A 22,892-nucleotide genomic window follows, 5' to 3' on the forward strand; every position below is an offset into this window, starting at 1 on the left:
GAAAGGACGGAATGAGAAGATGGAAAAAGAATACTTGTTATCGGTCACGGCCAAAAACCACACCGGCGTCCTTCTGCGGATCGCAGGGCTTTTCAGCCGCCGCTGCTACAATATTATGAGTATCGTCGCCGCCCAGAGCGAGGACTCGGAGACGTCGCGGCTTATCATCGTGGTCAAAGGCGACGACAAAATTGTCCGCCAGGTGGAAAAACAGCTCTGCAAGCTCTACGACGTGGAGCAGGTGGACGTGTTAAACGAGGATGAGGCGGTCATCCGGGAATATTTGCTTGTCAAAGTGGCTCGGAACGCTGAAACAAACGCTCAGTTAGTGGCAATCGCCAACGTGTTCCACGCCGACGTGCTAAACGTTTCGGAAAACTCGATGATTCTGGAACTGGCAAGCAACGCTAAGACGTTAAACTCCTTCGTGGAGCTTTTAAAGCCCTACGGCATCGAAAAAATCCTGCGCACCGGTGCAATGGCTATGACCATGTAGAAAAGAGGAAAATTTATGCTGACATTGGATAAAATCTACCAGGCTTCGTACGTGCTCAAAAAAGTGATCCGCCCCACCGACGTGATCGCGGCCCCAGCCGTCAATCCGGACAGCGAAGTCTACCTGAAAACCGAGAACTTGCAGGTGACCGGTTCCTTTAAGGTTCGGGGCGCTTATTTTAAAATCTCCCAGCTCACCGACGAGGAAAAGGCCTGCGGAGTCATCGCCTGTTCCGCCGGAAACCACGCCCAGGGTGTGGCGCTGGCGGCCAAGGAGTGCGGAATCAAATCTCTCATCTGCATTCCAGACGGCGCACCCATCTCCAAGGTGGAGGCGACGAAAAGCTACGGCGCTGAAGTGATGCTGGTCAAGGGCGTCTACGACGACGCCTACAACAAGGCCATTGAGGTGCAGAAGGAAAAGAATATGACCTTCATCCACCCCTATGACGACGTGGACGTGATTGCAGGACAGGGGACCATCGGTCTGGAGCTTTTGCAGCAGATTCCGGATCTGGATGCTGTCATCGTGCCCATTGGAGGAGGCGGGCTCATCTCCGGCGTGGCCTACGCTGTCAAGGCGCTCAATCCCAACATCAAGGTCTACGGCGTGCAGGCAAGCGGCGCCCCTTCTATGTACAATTCCATCCTCCAGCATGAGCAGATCACCCTGGACAGTGTCCACACCATCGCCGACGGGATTGCCGTCAAGCACCCTGGGGACATTACCTACGAGATCTGTCAGAAATACGTGGACGAAATCGTCACCGTTACCGATGACGAAATTTCCACCGCCATCCTCATGCTCATCGAAAAGCACAAAATGATCGCCGAAGGGGCCGGAGCTGTTGCGGTGGCCGCCGCCCTTTTCAACAAGGTGGACATCAAGGGCAAAAAAGTGGCTTGCCTCGTTTCTGGCGGCAACATCGACGTGACCATCCTTTCCCGGGTCATCAGCAGAGGCCTCATGAAAGAGGGCCGCTCTGCCGACGTAACCATCGAGCTGATGGATAAGCCCGGCCAGCTTCAGGATGTTTCCACTATCATCGCCAAGCTGGGCGCCAACGTGGTGTCCGTCCGCCACGACCGCTCCGACGAAAACATGGACATCAACTCCTGCTTTTTGCGGCTGCGGATGGAGACCCGCGACCACAAGCACGTGGAGGAAATCCGCAAGGCTTTGACCCAGGCGGGGTACAAACTGGTAGAAAAAGTGAGATAACAGAGAAAACAGACGCCGGACAGGCTCTATATGAGTCTGCCCGGCGTTTTTATACCCGTTATTTTCTCCATTCCACCACGTCCGTCAGCGGCTTCCGGGGCCTTGGGGACGGATTTTCGTCCGCGTACCCTACGGCAAGAGCCGCCAAAAGCTCCCCGTCGGTTTGAAGCCAGCCGCAAAGCTCCTCGTAGGCAAAGTAGGTATCGCAAATCCACAGACTACCAAGCCCCAGTTGGGTGGCCGTCAGGCACATATTCTCAATGGCTGCGCCCACGGACTGGGCGTTGCAGAGCTCGTATACCCGTTCCTCCGCCGTCAATACCCGGTTGAGGCCGAGCCCCAGGGGATTTACGATGAGAATAATCACAGGAGCCTGCTGCATAATATGGAGTGTCCTGACAGCTCCGCTGATAAATTTGGCGCTTTAGGGCAGTAAAGGACGGTTTTTTTCCCGTTTCAGTCCCTGTTCCATGGCCTCCAGCAGCTGAATTTTCGATTTCCCCTCGACAACGACAAAACGCCACGGCTGCCGATTTTTGGAAGAAGGTGCAAGGGTTCCCGCTCGGATGATCTCCTCCACAGCGGATGAGGGAATGGGGACGTCTTTATATTTTCGGATGCTTCGTCTGTTTTCAATAACTTCCATCATTTTGCAATCCTTTCTGCTGACAGCTGATTATTGCCCCAATTATATCTGATTCCAGCATTTTGTGCAAGGCTTTTATGTCAATGGATAGCAGAGCCTATCCCGTACTATCAAAACTAGTGGTGATTTTTTTGATAAAATATGATATAATTACTCTATCCGCAGACAAATGAGGTTGCAATGCGGATAAAACCACTAAAAAAGGAGATATGATATGAACATAATGAAAAAAATAGGCGTCTTCGCCGTAGCCGCAGTTTCGGTGCTGGCCATGGCGTCCTGCGGCGCAGAACCCAGCGTGGAAGCCATTTTGGAGGAGGCCCAGAAGCAGTCTCAGGCAGTGAAAAGCATGGATTATACCATCACTGCGGACATGGAGATGAAAAGCGGCGATGAGGCCGTTTCAATGGTCATGACCGGGGATGCATCCTGCTTTACCGATCCCATGAAGCTCAAAATGACTATGAATATGGATATGGGCGAGCTGGGGAGCCAAGCGGTGGATGTTTACGCCGAGGAAGCAGACGGGAAGTTTATTACCTACAGCGGTGTTTCCGGCAATTGGATCAAGCAGGAAGTCGATTCCCTTCAGCAGTATGACGGCATGTCCAACATGAAGATTTATTTAGACAGCGCCGACAGCGTGAAGATGGACGGGGAGGAAGAGCTTCAAAGCGGGACCGCCTATAAACTCAGCGGGGTCATCTCCGGCGATTCCATCGAAAAAGTCATCAACGCTTCTGGAATCATGGATTCCATGACGGGCCAGCTGGGAGCGGAATACGGGGAAATGCTCAAGAGTATGTACTCCGACATGGGCGACCTTCCCATGACCATCTGGGTCAGTAAAAAAGACAATTATCCGGTGAAATACAAAATGGATATGACCGCCATGATGAGCCAGATGATGAATAAACTGATGGAACAGATGGGTGACGAGGCTCAGGGCGTCACCATTGAAGTGAGCAAGATGGTCATGGAGATGGAGATGAAAAATGTAAACGCCGCCACCGACTTTGAAATTCCGCAGGAGGCGAAAGACGCACCATTGATCGGCGCATAATTTCATAATAGCAAAAGAGCACAGCGGTATCCGCTGTGCTCTTTTTATCTCGTTTTTAGCAATCAATTACTGCGGTAACCACCGACTGGGCGGGCAGGGTGACGGAAAGTTTGCCATTTACGCAGTCAACAGTTTCGTTAAGGTCGCCCTGAAGGTTCAGGGACTGGATGCCAGCGGGAAGAATTACTTCGGTTTTCGCGGCGTTGTTCGAGAGGTTTGTCAGGACGATGAGCTCCTGACTGCCCGCAAACTTCTTCCAATGGGCGCCCATGACGGCGGGCACCGAGAGGATCTGTCCCTCCGCCATGACGCAGCCGTAGGTGGTAATGGGCGGCTGGTCGTTTTCGATGGAAAGGGGGCGGAGGAGCTTGCCTGCGTAGAAGAATTCCTTGTGGGCTTCTCTCGCGCGGACGCATTTCTTATAGAATTCCCGGTAGCAGGTCGTGAGATACTGATGGGGGATGATCCAGCCCATCTGCTCGCCAAAGAGGAATGATTCAGCGGCGAAGATTTTCACGCCCTCTTCGTCCTTCAGCGAATTGTAGTCCCGGCCAACCAGTGCCACCCGGCCGCCATATACGGCGGAAAAGGCGGGAACCTGGGAATTTCTAACCCAGGCCCAGGAAAGCAGGGCCTCAATGGTTTTCATGTAGGCTTCACCGGTGCACTCAGTAACAAAAGCGCCGGTTTCGGGGCCGTGGGTCTTCATCCGGTTGACCATGTGGTTGTAGTTGTCGATCCACCAGCTTCCGCCGCCTGCGGCGTGGTTGTGATGGGGGTCGGCGCAAAGGTTGGGTTTTGCGGCGGCAATCTGGTCGAGATAGACGCCGTCCATACCCAACTCGCTATAAATCTTGTCCACCAGCTCACACTGGAGGTCCTGCCACATCACAGAGGACGGGCACATGACCGCCAAACGGACTTTCGGTCCGCCGTTGGGCTTATTGAAGGGGCTTAACTCAATAAAGGTGTTACCGTCCAAATCTTTGGTGGTTTCGGAAAGGGCTTTTTCGGTGTACTCCCAGTCGTCGGCTCCGCCGTCTAAATCGTCCCAGCAGCGGCTGTTGATATAGGGCACCAGCTTGATACCCGCCTGCTGCAAAAGAGGCGCTTTGCGGATGAATTCCCGTTTAGCCGGGAAGAAATGGGGATATTCGTTGTCAAAAATCGTTTGGTGCCAATGGTAGACGTGGTTGGCGGAGGGAACACCCAGATCTTCATGGGCCTTTAATGTCTCCTCAAACCAGTCTCTTGTTTTCTCCGGTTCGATGCAGGGATCGTCCAACATGGAACGCCACCAATGGGAGCAGGTTTTCATCCATTCGGGAGTGTTGACTGGGCCGTTTTCGTCCGTTTCAGGAAGCCAGTTTGCCTCTTTGTCCACAAAATCCTTGTAGATCATACAAGCGTCGTACCAATCGCCGTCAAAGAGTTGCCAGACGGCTTTTCCCGCTAAGGCGGAGGAATTTCCTGATTTGTCGATGAATTCGAAGGGATAGGTAAATCCGAAAGAAACGGTCTGTTTAAAAATCTGCTTATCGAAGTTGCAGACCTTGTAAGCAGGGGCCGGGTCATGGACGCCATAGTAGATGCCGGAGCCCATAGCGGTGTTGTAGACCGCGCCGCACTGCAAAGACGCGCCGAAGCCCGGGTAATTTAAGGAGGCGTGGGCAGCGGCACTGCTCAAATGTCGGCGGATTTCGCCGCTTCCATAAGGGGACAGCAAGGTGGTATGCTCGTCGGTATTCAGTGTCAGGCGGGGATACTCCGCTTCCTGAACCGAATAGGCAGCGCTCTCATTTTGAACGGCCAAATCCCAGGAAATCCGGCTTTTTTCCGAGTCGCAGAAGGCGGTGAGGATTACCGAGACATTTTCCGCTTCCTTGTGGTCGGAAAATACCCAGGTATGCATGTTTTTGGTGGAAGTGGTCTGGATACTATTCCATCCCTCTCGGGAATTCAGGTGGAGTTTGGATTTGTTCTCCACATGGCGCAGGTTGAGGGTAAAAAGCATGTTGGCGCCGCGGCTCAGGAGAGGTTTTTCTTTGCGGCAGTCGTAGATGGTGAGCAGATCCAGTCCCTCGCCGTTATCGCCGAGAACTACTTTCAGGTTGCCTACCGAAATGATTTGGTTTTTGCCCAAAAGGTCGTTTTCAGCGTAAAGACAGGGAATATTCTGAAGCCAGCCATCCGGGTCGATTGCGCCTTTGCTGCACACGATGTTGGAGACAAAGGGGTTCTCCGGGCCGTATTCGCTGATGTCAAACACTTTGACGTTGCACTGGTAATCGGCCTTCACGGTCACAGCGCCGTCCGCAGACTGCAAAGCGGGGTAACCGCCGGCAAAGGCGAAATTTACGCCGTCCGCTGTAAAGGATATGTAGTTTTCTGCGATATACAGGTCCTCCTTACAAGGAATTTCCACCTTGGGAAGCCCTGCCACCATGTTGGAGACAGAAGTCTTCTCAAAGGTGAGGCATCCAACCTGGAAGGGGAAGACCGTTTCTTTATTGTTGGGGTTTACAACGACAAATACCTGTACCAAAGGAATAGTTTTGTAGGCGACAAAATCGTAAGCCGCCGCTTTTTCCATCCCTTTGACCGAAACGTAGACGCGGGTGACAATGGCTTCGGTGCCGTCGAAGGTTTCAAAGAAGGCCGGCTCCGTGGGCGCAAATTGCGCTTCGTTTTCGTCCCGATAAAGATCGCTCAGCTGCACTCTTTTGCCGCAGAAGGTGTAGTATAGGCTGCCATTTTCGAAGCCGGCAACACCAGTTCCCTCAGAGCGGGCGCTTTCGTTTCCGCTGCAGAGGTTGAGAATGGCGTCCTTTGGGGCCTTTGTCAGCACTCTGCCCGAAATGGAGCCGTCATAAGGGGACGGGACAAACTGTGAAGGGAGAGATTCCCCTTTACAGCTTGCAGCACGGCTATCGTCCCCAGCGGGAACCTGCAGCCAGGTATAAATCGTTTTTTCCATATAAATGTCATTCCTTTCTGGGATTTGGAGCCCATTTGATATAAGACTACAAAAATGCCGCGCATATTGGCGGCGAAGCTGCAAATCCTAGTTTGAAAGAGGTCCTTTCAAACGATCTCCATAAAAAATATAAGTTAGGTTGACGGACAACGGAATCAATTTCCAGTTTGACCTATTGAAAGAATTATATTATATACCGCCCTAAAAGTCAATCAAAGCGGCCATATTTTGAAGAATACCATCAATATTTTGAGGTTCTCGCAGATCACATAAGAACGGTTAAAAAAGTATCAATTTTTTTAAAAAACCTCTTGACAAATAGTGACTTACCGTGTAAAATAGATAAAGTCGTGGACAGGTTATGAGAAAAAATTCCTGCTCGGCCGCTCTTGAAAGAGCGCACAAAATATCTGGAGAAGTCGCCTAGCTTGGTTTATGGCGCACGACTGGAACTCGTGTATGGGTTAATAGCTCATCGAGGGTTCGAATCCCTCCTTCTCCGCCAGAAAAGCCGAAAGTTCGTTTGAACTTTTGGCTTTTGTTTTGTCTGGATTTAAGATGGTGAACTGCCGAAACTCCAGTCGGACAGCAAGAAAAAGAAAAAGGAAGTATCGATGTTGAAAAAGTACTGGCAAGACTTAAAAACAGAATTTGCGGGCTATGGCATGAAAAAGCTCATGAAGGACCTGATGGCCGGCTTAACAGTGGCGGCGGTGGCTTTGCCGCTGGCTCTGGCCTTTGGCGTGAGCAGCGGAGCGACGGCGGCGTCCGGCTTGCTGACAGCTATTATCAGCGGATTTGTCATCAGCCTCTTAGGGGGAGCCTTCTATCAGATTTCCGGCCCCACTGGAGCAATGGCCGCTATTTTGATGTCTATCATCGCTCAATACGGATTGCAAGGCGTTTTTGCCGCCACGATTATGGCGGGCATTTTGTTGGTTCTGGCGGGCATATTCCATCTGGGGCGGCTGACAGCCTATATCCCCATGCCGGTTATTGCGGGGTTCACATCCGGTATTGCGGTAATCATCGCTTTGGGGCAGCTGGACAACTTTTTTGGCGTTACGTCACAGGGCAGCTCCGCGCTGGAAAAGGTGGGAAGCTATTTTACCCAGGGTTTTTCCCCTAACTGGACGGCGGTGATCGTCGGAGGGCTGGTTATCCTGTTTATGATCTTCTTTCCCAAAAAGTGGAATGCGGTGGTTCCGGCTTCTTTGCTGGCCATCGTTGTAGCCACGGCGGCATCCATGGTGTTTTCCCTTCCGGTTGCCACTGTAGGGGAAATTCCTTCTTCCCTGCTGCTCAGCGACCGGTTGACCTTTCAGAATTTCAGCTTGTCAAGTCTGCAGGGCCTGCTGGCCCCCGCGGTTAGCATCGCCGCTCTGGGCATGGTGGAAAGTCTGCTCTGCGGCGCCAGCGCCGGACGAATGACGGGCGTTCCTTTGGATAACGACCGGGAGCTGGTGGCTCAGGGCGTCGGAAACATCATTGCGCCGTTGTTTGGCGGCATACCGGCTACTGCGGCCATTGCACGCACCAGCGTGGCGATCAAATCAGGCGCTCAGACCCGCCTGTCCGGCATGTTTCATGCAGTGGTGCTGCTGGTATCCATGCTGGCCCTGGGGCCGCTGATGGCGAACATTCCGCTGGCGGCGCTGGCCGGAGTGCTGTTGGTGACGGCCTGGCGGATGAACGAGTGGTCTACCATCCGTTACATCTTTTCCCGGAAATTTAAAGGTGCTATCCTCAAGTTCCTGGCAACAATGGTCGCTACCATTGTTTTTGACCTGACGGTCGCCATCGTCATCGGCGTTGTCATCGCCTTGGTTTTGCTGGTTGCCCGGCTGTCCAAGCTGGAAATTCACTTCGACGAGGTGAATCCCGACCGGCTAAAGGGCCAGGAAGGGCCACTTCCTGCTGTCTATGACAATGCGGAAGTGGTTTACATCACCGGCACGATACTTTTTGCCAACACCAAGATGATTGGAGATATTGCCACACAATTGGAAGGTAAATCCGCGGTTCTGTTTTCCATGCGAGGCACTTCCTATATGGATATTTCCGGCGCGCAGGCTTTTTTGGAACTGCTGCAGCAGTTGAGAGAAAAAGAATTGCCCCTGTACATATGCGGTGTATCCGACAGTGTGAAGGAGACGATGGAACGCAGCGGAATCGTAGATTATATCGGAAAAGAACACTTTTACTGGAGCGTGGAGCGTGTTCTCAGTGGAACGGTTTGATTTTTTAAAAGAAAATCTAGTTAAGTCGCTGAAAGGAGCCTTGTTATGCCGAGCAGTTTAAACACGTTGTCCATTGCCCACCGCTTTATCCGGGAGCACGCCTGTCCCGGCGATTTTTGGATCGACGGGACAGCTGGCCGGGGACACGATACGGCTTTTCTTTGTGAACTCGTCGGGGAGGGAGGCAAGGTGCTTTCCTTCGACATTCAGGAAGAAGCCATTGCGAGCACCCGGGCGTTGCTGGAGGGAAAAGGCTTTCACTGGGCACAGGTGACCGCCGACAGCCACAGCAACATGGACCGGTATGCCAAAGAAGGCGAAGTTGACGGCATTGTCTTTAACTTTGGGTACCTTCCCGGCGGAGATCACAGCATCTGTACCCGGGCTCAAACAAGCATCGAGGCCATTGAAAAGGGGCTTCGTCTCCTGAAAGCGGGCGGCGTCATGAGCCTGTGCATCTATTACGGCGGGGACAGTGGATTCGACGAGAAAAACGCCCTAATGGATTATCTGAAAACTGTCGACAGCAAAAGATATACCGTTTTGGTCACCGATTTCTACAATCGGCCCAATTGTCCGCCCATTGCCGTTTTTATCCTGAAAGACTGCTGAAAACTTCCGGAAAAGCTTTCCTTTTTCGGCGTATTATGCTATACTAAAATAAGTATACGCAAAAATCCTTGGGGCGCTGGCGATTGCCCCAATTTCAGTAAAGTGTGTAGGTGAAAATTGTGCAAAATAATTATGATGTCATTGTCGTGGGTTCCGGGGCGGCGGGACTTTATACCGCGCTGAACCTTGACCCGAAACTGCGGGTGCTCGTTTTATCCAAGAGGGATTTGCTGCTGAGCAATTCTGCCCTGGCTCAAGGGGGGATAGCCGCTGTCGTCAACACCACCAATGACAACGTGGATATGCACCTTAACGACAGCCTGATTGCAGGCGGCTTTAAAAACAACACCGAGAGTCTCAAGGTTCTCGTCAATGAAGGCCCCCAGGACGTGCTGAACCTGATCGACCTGGGCGTGGATTTCGACAAAAAGGAGGACGGCAGCTACGACCTGACGCTGGAAGGCGGACACAGCCGCCACCGGATTTTCCACCACAAGGACAACACTGGTAGGGAAATCGTCGAAAAGCTTTTGGCGGTGGCCATGACCTTTAAAAACATTACTTTGATGGAGCAGGCCATTGTCTGTGACTTAAAGCAGGCTCCCGGCGGCTTTTCGCTGGATGTATTGAAGGACGGGGAACACCTTTACTTAAACTGCAACTACTGCGTTCTGGCCACCGGCGGCATCGGGCGAGTGTATGAGTTTACGACGAACTCCGCCATTGCCACTGGAGACGGGATTACCCTGGCCTACAATTTGGGGGCGAAGATCAAAAATCTGCATCTGGTGCAGTTTCATCCCACCGCTTTTGCCAACAAGGATAGAGAGTGCTTTCTCATCTCCGAGTCGGTCCGCGGCGAGGGGGCGTACCTCTTAAACGGCAACCACCAGCGGTTTATGTCCCGGTACGACGACCGGCTGGAACTGGCGCCCCGTGACGTGGTTTCCCACTGTATTATCGAAGAGTCCCACAAGCTTCGGGACAACCATTTTTACCTGGATATTACCCACAAGGACCCGGAATTCGTCAAGGCGCGCTTTCCCATGATCTACAGCAAGCTGTTGGTGGAAGGCATCGACATGACGAAAGACCTGATCCCCGTCTACCCCTGCCAGCATTACCTTATGGGCGGTATCGACGTGGGGCTAAACGGCGAAAGCACCATCCACAACTTGTATGCCGCCGGGGAGTGTTCCCACACCGGCGTTCACGGCAACAACCGCCTGGCCAGCAACTCGCTGCTGGAAGCCATCGTCTTTGCCCACCAGATCGCCGAGGACATCAACAATAAAGTGGACAAAAACGGCGTTCATGAAGTGACCCCGTACGAATTTTCTTCGCCTATTGGAGTGCCTACCGGCACCGAGCCCATCCCCCATGGTATCCGCACTGAAATCCGCGCCATTATGCAGAAGAGCCATTTTGTGCTGCCGGATACGGTGGCGGCCATTGAGGGCTTTGAGCGGATCAAAGAACTGAAAAACCTGATTGAAAAGGGCGGCTGGCTGGTTAACGTGGACTACATAGAGGCCCGGTCTTTGGTGACGGTGGCCTACCTAATTTTAAAAGAAGTCATTTGAAAGATAGGAGAGACGGCATTATGATGACCCTTCCTCAATTTTATATCGACGATTTGATCAAACGAGCCATCACCGAGGATATCAACTACATCGATGTGACGACGGATTACCTGCTGGATGACGCCCACACGTCCACAGCGGTTTTTCTTGCCAAGGACACCGGCGTTTTGGCCGGAATCGACATCGCTTTGCGGGTGTTCGAGCTGATGGACGATACCTTGACCTTCACCGTATCCAAAAAAGACGGCGACGAAGTGAAAAAAGGCGACATTATCGCCACGGTGCAGGGAAAAACCAAATCCATCCTCAAATCGGAGCGGACGGCCCTGAACCTGGTACAGCACATGTCGGGCATTGCGACGGCTACTCACAAATGCGTGGAACTCACAAAAGGAACAAGAGCTTCTATCGTGGAGACGAGGAAAACCCTGCCCGGCCTGCGCCCCATCCAGAAATACGCGGTGGTGGCCGGCGGCGGGAGAAACCACCGGTATAATCTGAGCGACGCCGCCATGCTCAAGGACAACCACATCGACGCTTATGGAAGCCTGACAAACGCGGTGAACGCCCTGCGGGCCAAGACCGGCCATATGGTCAAGATCGAAGTGGAAGTGGATTCGCTGGAGCTTTTAGAGGAAGCGCTAAATGTCAAGGCGGACATCATTATGCTGGACAACATGAGCTATGAGCAGATGGCTGAGGCGGTGAAAATCACAGACGGCCGTGCACTGCTGGAAGCGTCCGGCAACATCACGCTGGAGAACATTGCGGAAGTGGCGAAAACCGGCGTGGACATCATTTCGCTAGGGGCATTGACCCATTCGGTGAAGGCGTTTGACATTTCGCTGAAAATCAAGACGGACAAACAATAACGGCAGAAATTTTGGTGGGCAATAGGGAGTTTTTGAGGGAGCGGCGTTGGCCGTTTCCGCCCCCTTTGCCCACCTTGTTTTTTGCCGTGCGGATAAGAGTTGGGGCTGCTTTTTGCTTTGCGGCCCATCGGAAAGGCAAGGAATTATGCTCATTTCATTGCAGGACGCGGAGATTTCCTTTGGGGGAACCACAGTCCTGACAGGAATCAACGGGGAGGTACAGGACAATTCCCGCATCGGCCTCATTGGGGCCAATGGAGCGGGAAAATCCACCCTCCTCAATATGATTTGTGGAAAACTGGAGACCGAGAAGGGGGCGATTTCCCGGAAATCGGGCCTTCAAATCGGGTATCTTCAGCAGAACAGCGGCCTTCAAAGCGGAAACACCATCCGGGAGGAAATGCGTTCGGTGTTCACCCCGCTTTTAAAGGTCAAAGAAGAACTGGATGACATTCATCTGGCTATGGCGGATTGTAAAGAAGACTCGGAAGAGTTTCGAACCCTTGGACGGGAGTACGACGAGAAACTCAGCTTTTTTGAGGGGAACGACGGTTATCTCATCGAGGTGAAGATACAGACCGTCCTAAACGGCATGGGCTTTGCCGATAAGGACCCGGAAACGGTCATCGACACCTTAAGCGGCGGCGAAAAGACGAGGCTTGCCCTGGCAAAGCTTCTTTTGAGCGAACCGGAGCTCCTCATCCTCGACGAGCCGACGAACCACCTGGACTTTAAGACGCTGCGCTGGCTGGAGGACCATTTGAGCTCCTACAAAGGCGCCATCATCGTCGTCTCCCACGACCGGTATTTTCTCGACAAGGTGGTCCGGGAAATCTGGGAAATCGAATTTCAGTCTATGCGGATTTTTTCTGGAAACTACAGCAAATACAAGGTACTCAAGGCTGAGATGATGGCCCGCTGGGAAAAGGAGTACGAGGCTCAGCAGGAGGAAATCGCCGATTTGGAGGACTACATCGCCCGGAACATCGTGCGGGCTACTACCTCCAAAAGCGCCAAGTCGAGGGTCAAAAAGCTGGAACGGATGGAACTAATTGAGCGGCCGAAGGAGTTTAACAAACGCATCTCTCTGCGGTTCGACTTCGACCGGGATCCGGTGAAGGAAGTGCTCAGCGTCAGCGAAGCCGCCCTTACCGTCGGCGAGGGGGAGAGCCGCAAAAAGCTCTTTGAGAACCTGAGCTTTGTGGCCGAGCGAGGGGATAAAATCGCCATTATTGGGGAAAACGGCATCGGCAAGACCTCCCTTTTGCGGGCGATTCAGGGGCAGCTCAAGCTGGACGCCGGAAAGTACCGCTGGGGGCAGGAAGTGAAACTCGCTTACTTCGAGCAGGAAAATAAGCAGATGAACCCGAATAATACCGTTTTAGAAGAGCTTTGGAGCCGGTATCCCCGGAAAACTGAGACCGAAATCCGCAAGATTTTGGGGCAGGTGCTGCTGACCGGCGAGAACGTCTATAAAAAAGTGGGGGTACTCAGCGGCGGGGAGCGGGCAAAGCTCGCTTTCGCCCTGTTGATGATGCAGCGGGGCAACGTCCTCATCCTGGACGAGCCCACGAACCATCTGGATTTGTGGAGCAAAGAAATTCTGGAGGAGGCGCTTCAGGGCTTCAATGGGACACTGCTGTTCGTCTCCCACGACCGGTATCTTTTGCAGGCGGTGCCTGACCGGATCATCGAGATTTTTGACGACCACGTGGAAGTGTTCAAGGGAAATTACGACTATTACCTGGAAAAACAGCAGCAGAAGGAGCAGCAAAGGCAGGCGGCCCCGTCTGAGAAAAAGGCGGCGCCCAGCGGAAATCAGAGCAACTACCGTTCCAAGCAGCAGCGGGCGGAGGACGCAAGGCGCCGGGCGAAAATCCGGGAGCTGGAAAAGGAGATGGAGGAGCTGGAATGGCAGATCGCTGAAATCGAAGACCACCTGCTTCACCCGGAAATTTTCGAAAACGACTACCAGAAGATGCAGGAAGAATGCGCCTTGCTGGAAGAACTTAAACAAATCCTTAGCGACCGTACCGATTTGTGGGTGGAGCTAAGCGAATAAATGTCTATGAGTACAAAAAATCCCCGGCTTAAAGCCGGGGATTTTTTGCTTAAAAACTACAAGGTTGCGGGGTTGTGTTCGTCCTGCAACCACTTGTTAATCTTAGAGCGAGGTTCTCACTCCGCGAGGCTCTTTAAAAATTCCTCCACACCGTCCTGGTCTACGTTTTGAACCACCAGCCGGTGTTTTCTCTCATTGAAGGTATAAATAATCACGTCGCTGCAATGGGCCATCTTCTGAAAGAGGGACTGGCGCACCTCGATGCGGGCGATTTTGTTTTTATGGACCACCGTGGTGTAGATGGCGTAGGCGAAGGTGGAACGAAAGGTGTAAACATCCCCGCGAATGCCGATACCCACGTGGAAAAATGCGGTGATCTTCACGCACAGCCACCAGACGATGGGCAGGTGAACCATAATGCCCAGATAGAGAATGATTTCATGAAACTCGGGGAAAAAGTAGTGAATCAGCAGAAAACCCGCCAAGGTGCAGAAAAAAGTAGTACAGGGGGGGATGAGAAATCGGGTGATGGTCCGGGTGGGCGGCTTATACTGCCGGGCAGTTGGCTGGATTTCCGGGAGGATCAGGTGAAGGCTTTGTCGCAGACCCTGACTGTCCACTGCGGGGAGCAGGGCAGCTAGCTCATTTTTATCTTTGCCGTAGCCGGTGCAGCTGATCATCGCGGAGTAAAAGCCAAATAGCTTCGTAATAAAGCTTTGCCGCAGGGTCAGGCAGTTGATTTCGTCTACCGCCATATGGTATTCCCGCTGAACCAGAATTCCAGCTCGGGCGTAGAGGCAGCCGCCTTTCCGAGCGGTGTAAAAGTTCAGGTGGTTTATGAGGTTGATGAGAAATCCGATGATCCAGCCGCCTAAAATTACACATGCGGCAATGGCGGCAGCGGGCGGGAGCTTATAGGCCACGATCTGGGCGATGCGGGTCATGTAGTAAACCAGTTGGTCCTCCGCCGACTGCCCTAAAATTTTACCAGTCTGGGTGATGAAGGTGGAGGCGAAGAGGACGCCAGTCAGGGTGTTTGAGGTGATAAAAGACAAAATGGCGATATAGCCTGCCCGGGGCTTATAACTCTTTGTGACAGTGCCCGTATCGGTAAGATAAACGGTTGCAAGGGAGACAATTTCTTCCGCCACGTCCCGGTGAAGGAGCATTTTGGCATCGGGGCTGTTCTTTTTGCCGGCGTCAGTTTCGAGCTTGAGACGGACAATGTGGAATGGACGCAGATAGAAAGGCTTGTCGACGCCCACTGACGAGAGGTTGGTATAGGGAATGTACTGCTCCGAGTGAAAGAAAATGCCTTTTCGGAAATAAAGGCCCTTTTCCTGAATTTTAAAGGTTGTGAAGTACCACTGAAAAAAACCGAACAGGACGATGGCAAATAAAAACAGCAAATCGAACCAAACGCCGGAAAGCCAGTAGACAAAGCTTTGCCTCACCAACACCAGCGAACGGAGCAGCGGGAAAATCAACAGGAAAATATACTTCCAGAAGGCGTGGACGATAGAAAGGGGATGCTGCCGGTAAATTTGACTCATGGCCGCATCTCCTGATTTTCTTTTTTGGTATTTTCTACGACAATCCGGCCCTTTTGAGCCGGATGCCGGGGGGTGATATCGTTTAAAAGCTCTTCCGCGCGTTTCAGGGGAATCCAGGGGATGGTCATCTGACCACCCATGGAATTGACGACGATACTTCGGGTGCGGAGAAGATAAGAAACCGGCGTGCGGATCAAAGTGACGTACATGATGGAGCGGCGGAGCATCTGCTTCCGGGAATAAAAGACGAGCCCACCCCGATACTCCACAATTTCGTCAGTGGTCTCGTATTGACAGCTCAGGTGGAGCAGCGGCAGATAGAGGAAGGAAAAAAATACATAGGCGAATCCGATGATCCAAAGCAAGGCGTACCAGATCCAGGTGCGGGGATAAAAAATAACGAGTACCAAGACGACTAAGACGGCCGCCAGAAGTGCAAGCCCGATTTCCCAGACAGCCAGCGCTTTTTTAGAGATTCCGCCTTTCATATCCTTCCTCCTTTCTTTGGCAGCATGACCGCTGCAATATGGGATTATTCTACCATAAAACCAATTAAGAAGCAAATATTCCCAAAAAGATTTTTGCAGATATTATTATATTATGCGGAAATTGAGGACAATAGCCGCCCTATATAAGAATAAATTACGGTTTAAGGCGTATTTTGAAAACTGCTTTTGTAAGGAAATCGAAAAGTTATGTTTAAAATTGATAAATCCAACATGAGAATTGACCTGATGAGGTAGGAATATTGCATCATTTTTTGGATGTGTTATACTAAAATCATAGAAATACAAGGAGGTTTTTGCACACTTTTACAGTTGAATTGTTGATTGTAATGGTGATTAGGAGAGTGAAGGAGGACAAACAGACTATGACTCGAATCAAATGGAAGGGATTGCTGTGCGGTATAGTCGCGACAGTATGCGCACTTGGAAGCCTGCCGGTCAGCGCGCTAACCGCAGAAGAACAAGGAGCCCTGACCAATTTGGCGCTGGGGCGCAGCTATGAATGCTCCGTTTTGGCACATACTGATTATCCCGACAGTGACTTGTCAAAGCTCACCGACGGTCGAAAGGGCAGCAACACCATATACGACGCCAGTTGGGCCGGTTGGATCGGCAATTCCGAACCGGTGGAGGTTACTGTGGACCTGGGCAAAGTACAGGAGTTTTATGAAATCGCTGTAACGACGTTGGAAGGGGAAGGCGGCGTAACCTATCCCGATTATGTTACGTTTTCAGTTTCCAGCGACCAGAATAGCTTTACCGAGTTACATACCGGCTTAAAACCAGAAGATGTGCCGGAAAACAGCGTGTACGACTATACTTATTCCAGTCCTGAGGCCATTGCAGGCCGTTATGTAAAAGTGACTTTCCCGGCGGCCAGCTGGTGTTTCCTGTCGGAAATTACTGTCATGGGTGAAGTTTCCATTGAACCCAGTGAGAGCAATATTCTGAGTGGAGTAAAATATACCACCTCCCTGCGGGATGGCAGCGCCAATTTTGGAACAGGTGATTTCCATGAGGAGCATCTGGATGAAGGGCGCTCCCGCCTGACCGACGGAATGTTCGCCAAGACGGCCAACTGGCGGGATCCGGCAACAGTGGGTTTCCACACCCCTATGCTGGATGAAGTCACCGATAAGCGGGTGGATTTAACTTTCCAGTTTGACGGAGAAAAGAGTTTTCAGCAGATACAGTTCGATGCTTTTCAGGAGCAAGGAAACTACCTTTACCTGCCTTCCGCTATCCTGATCGAATATTTGGATGGAGACGGACAATGGCAGGAGCTTTATAACGGCATACTTCCCACGTCTTCCGATGCCCGGTTCCATTACGTCTATGTGGTTCCGGACGGGGAAAGCATTACCGCTGAAGGGCTGCGGTTTTACATCACCTGCAGTTCAGATTTCGCCTGGCTTTTCATTGACGAGATCGAGGCGTTGACGGAAGCAGACGGTACGGGAGCCAACATCAATCCGCCCCCTATCACCGAGTCGGAGGTACCTGTAATTACCCAGGACCTTTCTGCTGAAATTCTCGCCGAAGTGGGAGAAGACATAAAACTGGAAATTCGTGCGGGAGTTTCCGACGGCGGGGAACTCCGGTACACCTGGTACAAGGGAGATGAAAAAGTCGGCGGAAACAGCCGGATTTACACAATATATGAAGCTACAGAAGCGGATACCGGCGACTACAGAGTAGTGATCACCAATACCTTAGGATTGGGTGTATCTACAGCGGAAAGCACTGTCTGCCACGTGGATGTGGCGCCTGCGGGACAGCGGGCACAGAAGCCGGTGCTCACCCAGAATTTAGAGGCCCAAAAGACCCTAGATTTGGGACAGGCGGCTGTTTTGTCGATACAGGCAGAAGTAGGCGACGGCGGCACGCTCTCATACCAGTGGTATCGTAACGGTGAGCCAGTGGGGACGAACAGCCCCTCTTATGAGATTGCAAAAGCATCTTCCGCTGACTCAGGCGCTTATAAAGTAGTTGTGACCAATCAGAGAAGCGAGATGGAAAACCGGACCGAAAGCAATACCTGTGTTGTACGGGTGATCGACCCTGATACAACGATGAGTCTCATTGCGGGGCTTCCCTATGTGACCTCTCTCCGAGACGGGGACGCAAACCAAGGTCAGGGCGATTTCCATGGCGACCACCCCGATGTAAACCGGTCCGGCCTGACAGATGGCGTATACGCTGAGCAGTGGTTTGACAGCGGCGCAATCGGCTACTACCTGAAAAATAAGCCCGCTGACATCACGTTCTCCTTTGGAGAGGAAAAATCTTTCCAAGAAATCCAGATTGGCGCTTTGCGGCATTCTGACAGCGCCATTGAGTTCCCCACCTATCTGGTCGTCGAAGCCAAAACCGGTGACGGCCCGTGGCGGACGATTTATTCCGGAAGCCCTCAGGTGAAAGAAGCCACCGCCACCAAGACCACCTTCGCTTTTTCCACCGCATACGGAGCTGACATCACCGCCACCGACTTGCGGTTTACCATTAGCGGAAACGGATTTTGGGCGTTCCTAGATGAAATTCAGGTATTTCGGAAGGCCACGGGCACACCTACTTCGGGCGATTTAGTGGAGGGGACGTCTTCCAACAACAACTTGCTTTATGGACTGCCCTATGAGGCGTCCTCTGTACCTAACGCGGCCTATCCCGACAGCGGAAATGAGCTGACCGACGGGCTCAAGGGAGATTACAATTTCTACGCAAGCGCCTGGTCGGCTTATGCGGACGGATTTAAAACGGCAGATTTTGTATTCGATCTGGGAGCGGTCAAGCAGTTCGAAGAATTGCGGCTCAATTTCCTTCAGGTCACAGGTCCCGCCATTCGGCTCCCTGAGTCAGTGACGCTGTATGTCTCAAATGATAAAGAAACCTGGGAAACAGTGGCATCCAGCGCTATTGCAGCCAACGACGTGGCGGAGTACATCTGTAATTTCCGCTGTACCCTCAGCGAACCGGAGATGGCACGCTATGTAAAAGTAAGCGTCGGAAAAACCGGCTGGCTGTTCATGGACGAAATCGAATTGCTGGCCAAGTCGGAGGATTCCCCCGACGACAGCGAGAATAACTTGGCACGGGGACATTCCTATCAGTGTACCGAGCCCTCTGCAGACCATCCCGACACCATTCCTCCTTCCAAGCTGACCGACGGTCGCACAGGAGCGGCGGATGCAGCGGCCTCTACTTGGGTGGGCTTCCCCAAAGCGGACAAAGACAATGAAATCGTCATTGATTTAGACGCAGCGCAGAATTTTGAGCAGGTGGACGTCCGAATGCTCATTGACAGCGGCAAAAGTATACTTCTCCCTGGAGAAGTAGCCGTTTACTATTCGGATGACAACGCCTCTTGGGAGCTTTTTGGACGGGATGCACTTTCTCCAGTGGAAATCGAAGATCCTATCGTCTATACGAGCCAGCAGGCGGTGGAGACTGCCGTCCGCGGCCGGTACATCAAAGTGGTGTTCCCGGCGGATACGACTGTTTTATTGGATGAAATTATCGTCCGGAAAGAAAAGACCATCATTCCGGTGGGCAGCGTCGACGAGGAATACAAAGACAAAAATAATCTTGCCCTGGGGCAGAACTATACCGCAAACTGGGCGGTATCCTATGGGCAAAGTGAAAAAACTCTCACCGACGGCAAGCGTGGCGGACATCTTTATACCGGATCCGAGTGGGCCGGTTATGCGCAGCCGGACGAGGGAGGAAATTTAGTCATCACGGTCGATTTAGGGGCGGAAAAGAGCTTTGAACAGATGCAGGTCGGTTTCTTGAAGTCCACTAGCCGGACCTTCAGTGTCGACTATCCCAAATCAATTTTTATCGAATGCTCCTCCGACGGTACCAACTGGCGTAATTTCTATCAGGAGGAGACCCAATGGGAAGAGGAAGGCGTCAAGCGGTTTTCCACTTCTGCGGGAAAGGGAACGGGACGTTACGTTCGCTTCAACATTGAGGCAGAGGATCTGGTTTTTCTCGACGATATCGAGATCTTTGAAAAGGCGCTGGAGGGCGGTGACTATGAAACTAACCCCGACGCAGGCCCTTCCTTCAATCTGGTGCGGGGAGAAAGCTACACCGTGTCCCGTTCAGCGGATTATCGGAGCACACCAGGGCTGCTCACCGATGGAAAATACGCTCAGGGGGCCAGCCGTTACGACCTAAACTGGACCGGATTTAAAAAACATAAGGCACAGTACGATAATCACATTATCATCAAGTTCGATTTGAATACCGCCCACTCCATTTCCGACATAGTCGTCAATACCATGGAGGATTCTGATTTGAAAGTCACGGTACCCCGGAACTTAACGTTTTGGGTGTCCCAGAATGACAGGGATTGGACTAAATTGGCGGATGCATCCGCTCCTTCCGGTGAAACCGGGAAACAGGAACTTGGCTGGAACGGTGCAAGAGACGGCTTTAGTGCAAAAGACGAGGGAGCACAGATGGCGTACGCCCGGTATGTCCGGGTGGAGTTCGATGTGCCGGCAGATGAGGATGTTTACACCTTCTTAGACGAAATAAAAATCATCGGTAAAAAGGGCAAATGTTCCAATGCAAGCGAGGTGAAGACCGACACCGGCCTTTACAATGTGGCGCTTCATAAGCCCTATACTCTGACCCCTATTGATGCGGTTGATACCGAACCGGATGTAGACGGCAAACAGCTCACAGACGGAATTACTGGAAGTAGCCTTGTAAGCGATCCCGCATGGGTGGCCTTCAACAAAAACCAGATGCCCGACGGCACATTCAGCAGCATGTGGCCTTTGAGAAGTATTACCATCGACTTACAAGGCACCAAATCCGTCACCAGTGTCCAAGCATTTTTACTGTCCGGTGATTTCGCAGTGCAGCCTTGGGCTGTGTTTACCTACGCTTCGATGGATGGAAAAACCTGGATGCCCCTCTCTCGGACTTCCAACGTGGATATGTGGATTGGCGGCCGGTATAGATGGGGTTGGCGGGCTAACCACCAGATTGGACTGGTCCACAAGGATCTGGTCGACGCCGACGTGGAAGCGGTTGCAGCCAATTACATCCGGGTGGATGTAGAACTGCTGCACACAAATCTCATGGACGAAATCGAAATTTACGGTTACGACGGAGTCATTGAAGGCGCAGTCATCGCTGACAGCGGCCGGGATTTGGACAATGCTCAGGATTACCAGATGTCGGGTGAGGAAACGGCTGATGTCCAGGATATGTATCTGTGCTACAATGGATGGTACGGAGTCGATGAATCAGGCCAGTACGTAGGAGACTGGACAGCTCAAAGATATCGTCCTATCCTGACATACGTTGGTACTGATGGCAAAGTCAAGGATACCATGTTCGACACTGTTTTGCTTTTGGGACTTGCATCTCGTTACGGCAGAGGATATCTATATGCAGATGGATACGATTTTACCCAAATGACAGACTGGGAATGGTATCTGGACAAAACCTTCTGTGAAGGCGGCGATGTAGACGAGCTGAACAAAGCAGCAGCCATAGCGGCAGAAGAACTGGGAGACCCTAACTACAAAGTGAAGCTGGTAGTGATGTATCCCACTACCGAGTACTGGAACCGCAAATTCGGCCCCATCAACGGAGAATATTTGGATTTGCAGACTGCGGAAGGCTATCAGAAAGCTGCCGACTGGTGGTATCATGAAGTGCTTACCCGATTTACCTCCGGAAATTATGAGAATGTAGAATTTGTGGGCTTTTACTGGCTGGATGAACAGGTTGGATTCACGCCTTCCATCGTGCAGTACAATACACAGCGGGTTCATGAACTGGGTTACAAGATGTTTTGGATCCCCATGCTGGCTGGAAACGGGTACCTGTGGGCCAGAGACGTGGGCTTCGACGTTATCGCCCGCCAGCCAAACCATTTCTTTGAGTCGGCATACGATAAAATGTCGCCCTGCTATCTGGGGAACGATCATGTGGAGGATGTGATCCGGTTAGCGAGCTACGGAAATACCGGAGTGGAAATGGAAATTGATGACCGCCTATTCGGCGACGTTTCCAAATACAATCAAGCTTTGGATTACTTCAATGCTTTTGCTAAGTTGGGTATGGACGGCCCCGGCCCATTTCGAGCCTGGTACGATGGAGGATTCACACTCCCAAGATGCTCTAGTTCGCAGCAAGAACAGTTCCGTGCCATTTACGACTATTCCTATCAGCTAATGCAAGGAACTTACACGCAAAAAGAATATATCCATGAATTCAACGGCGGCATGGTGGCCGACCCTGGTTCTACCCCTGGTGGGAATATATCAGTCGGCGGTTCTTCCGGCTCCGGAGGCCATACACCCCGGCCCGAAACGCCTGAGGAGGAGATATCCTATACTTGGGAACAGGTCGGAAGCGCGATTAAGCTGAAAGGTTCCGACGGAACTTACGTAACCGGGTGGTTCTCTGTCGACGGCAAATGGTATTACATGAGCGAAGACGGCACGCGTCTCAGCGGATGGCAAAAAATAGATGAAAACTGGTACTACCTGAAAACAGACGGTTCCATGGCTACTGGATGGCTGAAATTAGGAAATGTCTGGTATTACCTCAGAGCTGACGGCGCAATGGCCACAGGATGGCTGCAGGATAATGGCATATGGTACTGGCTTTACGACTGGGGCGGAATGGCGAATAACCGTTGGGTACAGATTGGAAATGCCTGGTACTATTTTAGAGGTAACGGCCATATGATGACCGGATGGCTAAATCAGGGTGAAAAATGGTATTATCTCACCTTATCCGGCTCTATGGTAACAAATTGCTGGCAATGGATTGGCAATGACTGCTACTATTTCTATGCAGACGGCAGCATGGCTGCCAACGCCAACGTAGGCGGCTACCGTGTAGGCGCGGACGGCGCGTGGGACTCCAAATAGCTATCCTTCTAATCTCCATCATATAATTTTGCGGGAAAGACCTAAACTACCCGGCATTTCCCGTAGGCTCCAACCCGGTGAAGAGTTTTTTCACCGGGTATCGGCCAAAACAAAAAGCTGTGAAACACACTTGTGTTTCACAGCTTTTTGTTCGGTTAA

The 22,892-nt window shown here is 51.9% G+C and carries 12 protein-coding genes, 1 tRNA gene and 1 pseudogene; 10 read left to right on the forward strand and 4 right to left on the reverse strand.

The features are described from left to right. The first annotated feature begins 19 nt into the window (after positions 1 to 19). Positions 20 to 496 carry an acetolactate synthase small subunit gene (gene ilvN, locus H8710_RS07655; protein ID WP_249294904.1) on the forward strand — a complete coding sequence of 159 codons (477 nt, stop codon included), beginning with the start codon at positions 20 to 22 and terminating at the stop codon, positions 494 to 496. A gap of 15 nt (positions 497 to 511) precedes the next feature. Further along, positions 512 to 1,717, forward strand: a complete 1,206-nt coding sequence (gene ilvA, locus H8710_RS07660; RefSeq protein ID WP_249294905.1) for a threonine ammonia-lyase — start codon at positions 512 to 514, stop codon at positions 1,715 to 1,717. Between the two features lie 58 nt (positions 1,718 to 1,775). Here ilvA and H8710_RS07665 read toward each other — a convergent pair. Further along, a pseudogene (locus H8710_RS07665) lies at positions 1,776 to 2,366 on the reverse strand (nitroreductase family protein). A 211-nt stretch (positions 2,367 to 2,577) separates the two neighbouring features. Here H8710_RS07665 and H8710_RS07670 point away from each other — a divergent pair. Then, complete coding sequence (locus tag H8710_RS07670) at positions 2,578 to 3,426, forward strand: DUF6612 family protein (RefSeq protein WP_249294906.1); 849 nt, start codon at positions 2,578 to 2,580, stop codon at positions 3,424 to 3,426. Between the two features lie 55 nt (positions 3,427 to 3,481). On the opposite strand, the gene H8710_RS07675 is transcribed toward H8710_RS07670, so the two are convergent. Further along, positions 3,482 to 6,403 (reverse strand): DUF6259 domain-containing protein, encoded by a 2,922-nt coding sequence (locus H8710_RS07675; protein WP_249294907.1) that lies wholly within the window; start codon positions 6,401 to 6,403, stop codon positions 3,482 to 3,484. A 412-nt stretch (positions 6,404 to 6,815) separates the two neighbouring features. On the opposite strand from H8710_RS07675, the gene H8710_RS07680 reads away from it, so the two are divergent. The 6 genes from H8710_RS07680 (at position 6,816) to abc-f (ending at position 13,772) form a co-directional block, all read left to right on the forward strand. After that, positions 6,816 to 6,908: transfer RNA gene (locus H8710_RS07680), tRNA-Ser, on the forward strand. A 109-nt stretch (positions 6,909 to 7,017) separates the two neighbouring features. Continuing rightward, positions 7,018 to 8,643, forward strand: a complete 1,626-nt coding sequence (locus H8710_RS07685; RefSeq protein WP_249294908.1) for a SulP family inorganic anion transporter — start codon at positions 7,018 to 7,020, stop codon at positions 8,641 to 8,643. Between the two features lie 45 nt (positions 8,644 to 8,688). Next, positions 8,689 to 9,255 (forward strand): tRNA 5-(aminomethyl)-2-thiouridylate-methyltransferase MnmM, encoded by a 567-nt coding sequence (mnmM, locus tag H8710_RS07690; RefSeq protein WP_249294909.1) that lies wholly within the window; start codon positions 8,689 to 8,691, stop codon positions 9,253 to 9,255. A gap of 119 nt (positions 9,256 to 9,374) precedes the next feature. Continuing rightward, on the forward strand, positions 9,375 to 10,838 hold the full coding sequence (locus H8710_RS07695; protein WP_249294910.1) for an FAD-binding protein: 1,464 nt from the start codon (positions 9,375 to 9,377) through the stop codon (positions 10,836 to 10,838). Positions 10,839 to 10,861: 23 nt separating this feature from the next. After that, positions 10,862 to 11,710 carry a carboxylating nicotinate-nucleotide diphosphorylase gene (gene nadC / locus H8710_RS07700; protein ID WP_249295314.1) on the forward strand — a complete coding sequence of 283 codons (849 nt, stop codon included), beginning with the start codon at positions 10,862 to 10,864 and terminating at the stop codon, positions 11,708 to 11,710. Between the two features lie 145 nt (positions 11,711 to 11,855). Then, positions 11,856 to 13,772, forward strand: a complete 1,917-nt coding sequence (abc-f, locus tag H8710_RS07705) for a ribosomal protection-like ABC-F family protein (protein ID WP_249294911.1) — start codon at positions 11,856 to 11,858, stop codon at positions 13,770 to 13,772. Positions 13,773 to 13,888: 116 nt separating this feature from the next. Here the strand turns inward: abc-f and H8710_RS07710 are convergent, their stop codons facing one another. Then, on the reverse strand, positions 13,889 to 15,325 hold the full coding sequence (locus H8710_RS07710; RefSeq protein WP_249294912.1) for a PH domain-containing protein: 1,437 nt from the start codon (positions 15,323 to 15,325) through the stop codon (positions 13,889 to 13,891). After that, positions 15,322 to 15,813, reverse strand: coding sequence for a PH domain-containing protein (locus H8710_RS07715; protein WP_249294913.1), 492 nt, complete (start codon positions 15,811 to 15,813; stop codon positions 15,322 to 15,324). The genes H8710_RS07710 and H8710_RS07715 overlap by 4 nt, the downstream gene beginning before the upstream one ends. A 383-nt stretch (positions 15,814 to 16,196) precedes the next feature. Between H8710_RS07715 and H8710_RS07720 the strand changes: the two genes are divergently transcribed. Further along, positions 16,197 to 22,733 (forward strand): DUF4855 domain-containing protein, encoded by a 6,537-nt coding sequence (locus H8710_RS07720; RefSeq protein ID WP_249294914.1) that lies wholly within the window; start codon positions 16,197 to 16,199, stop codon positions 22,731 to 22,733. The last annotated feature ends 159 nt before the right edge of the window (positions 22,734 to 22,892 follow it).

The organism is Fumia xinanensis (assembly GCF_014384905.1).
GTDB lineage: Bacteria > Bacillota > Clostridia > Oscillospirales > Ruminococcaceae > Fumia > Fumia xinanensis.

Coding starts and splice junctions, on each gene's coding strand:
- H8710_RS07670 (WP_249294906.1), top strand. CDS start 2,578: ATGAACATAATGAAAAAAATAGGCGTCTTCGCCGTAGCCGCAGTTTCG.
- H8710_RS07710 (WP_249294912.1), bottom strand. CDS start 15,325: ATGAGTCAAATTTACCGGCAGCATCCCCTTTCTATCGTCCACGCCTTC.
- abc-f (WP_249294911.1), top strand. CDS start 11,856: ATGCTCATTTCATTGCAGGACGCGGAGATTTCCTTTGGGGGAACCACA.
- H8710_RS07715 (WP_249294913.1), bottom strand. CDS start 15,813: ATGAAAGGCGGAATCTCTAAAAAAGCGCTGGCTGTCTGGGAAATCGGG.
- H8710_RS07675 (WP_249294907.1), bottom strand. CDS start 6,403: ATGGAAAAAACGATTTATACCTGGCTGCAGGTTCCCGCTGGGGACGAT.
- nadC (WP_249295314.1), top strand. CDS start 10,862: ATGACCCTTCCTCAATTTTATATCGACGATTTGATCAAACGAGCCATC.
- ilvA (WP_249294905.1), top strand. CDS start 512: ATGCTGACATTGGATAAAATCTACCAGGCTTCGTACGTGCTCAAAAAA.
- H8710_RS07685 (WP_249294908.1), top strand. CDS start 7,018: ATGTTGAAAAAGTACTGGCAAGACTTAAAAACAGAATTTGCGGGCTAT.
- ilvN (WP_249294904.1), top strand. CDS start 20: ATGGAAAAAGAATACTTGTTATCGGTCACGGCCAAAAACCACACCGGC.
- mnmM (WP_249294909.1), top strand. CDS start 8,689: ATGCCGAGCAGTTTAAACACGTTGTCCATTGCCCACCGCTTTATCCGG.
- H8710_RS07720 (WP_249294914.1), top strand. CDS start 16,197: ATGACTCGAATCAAATGGAAGGGATTGCTGTGCGGTATAGTCGCGACA.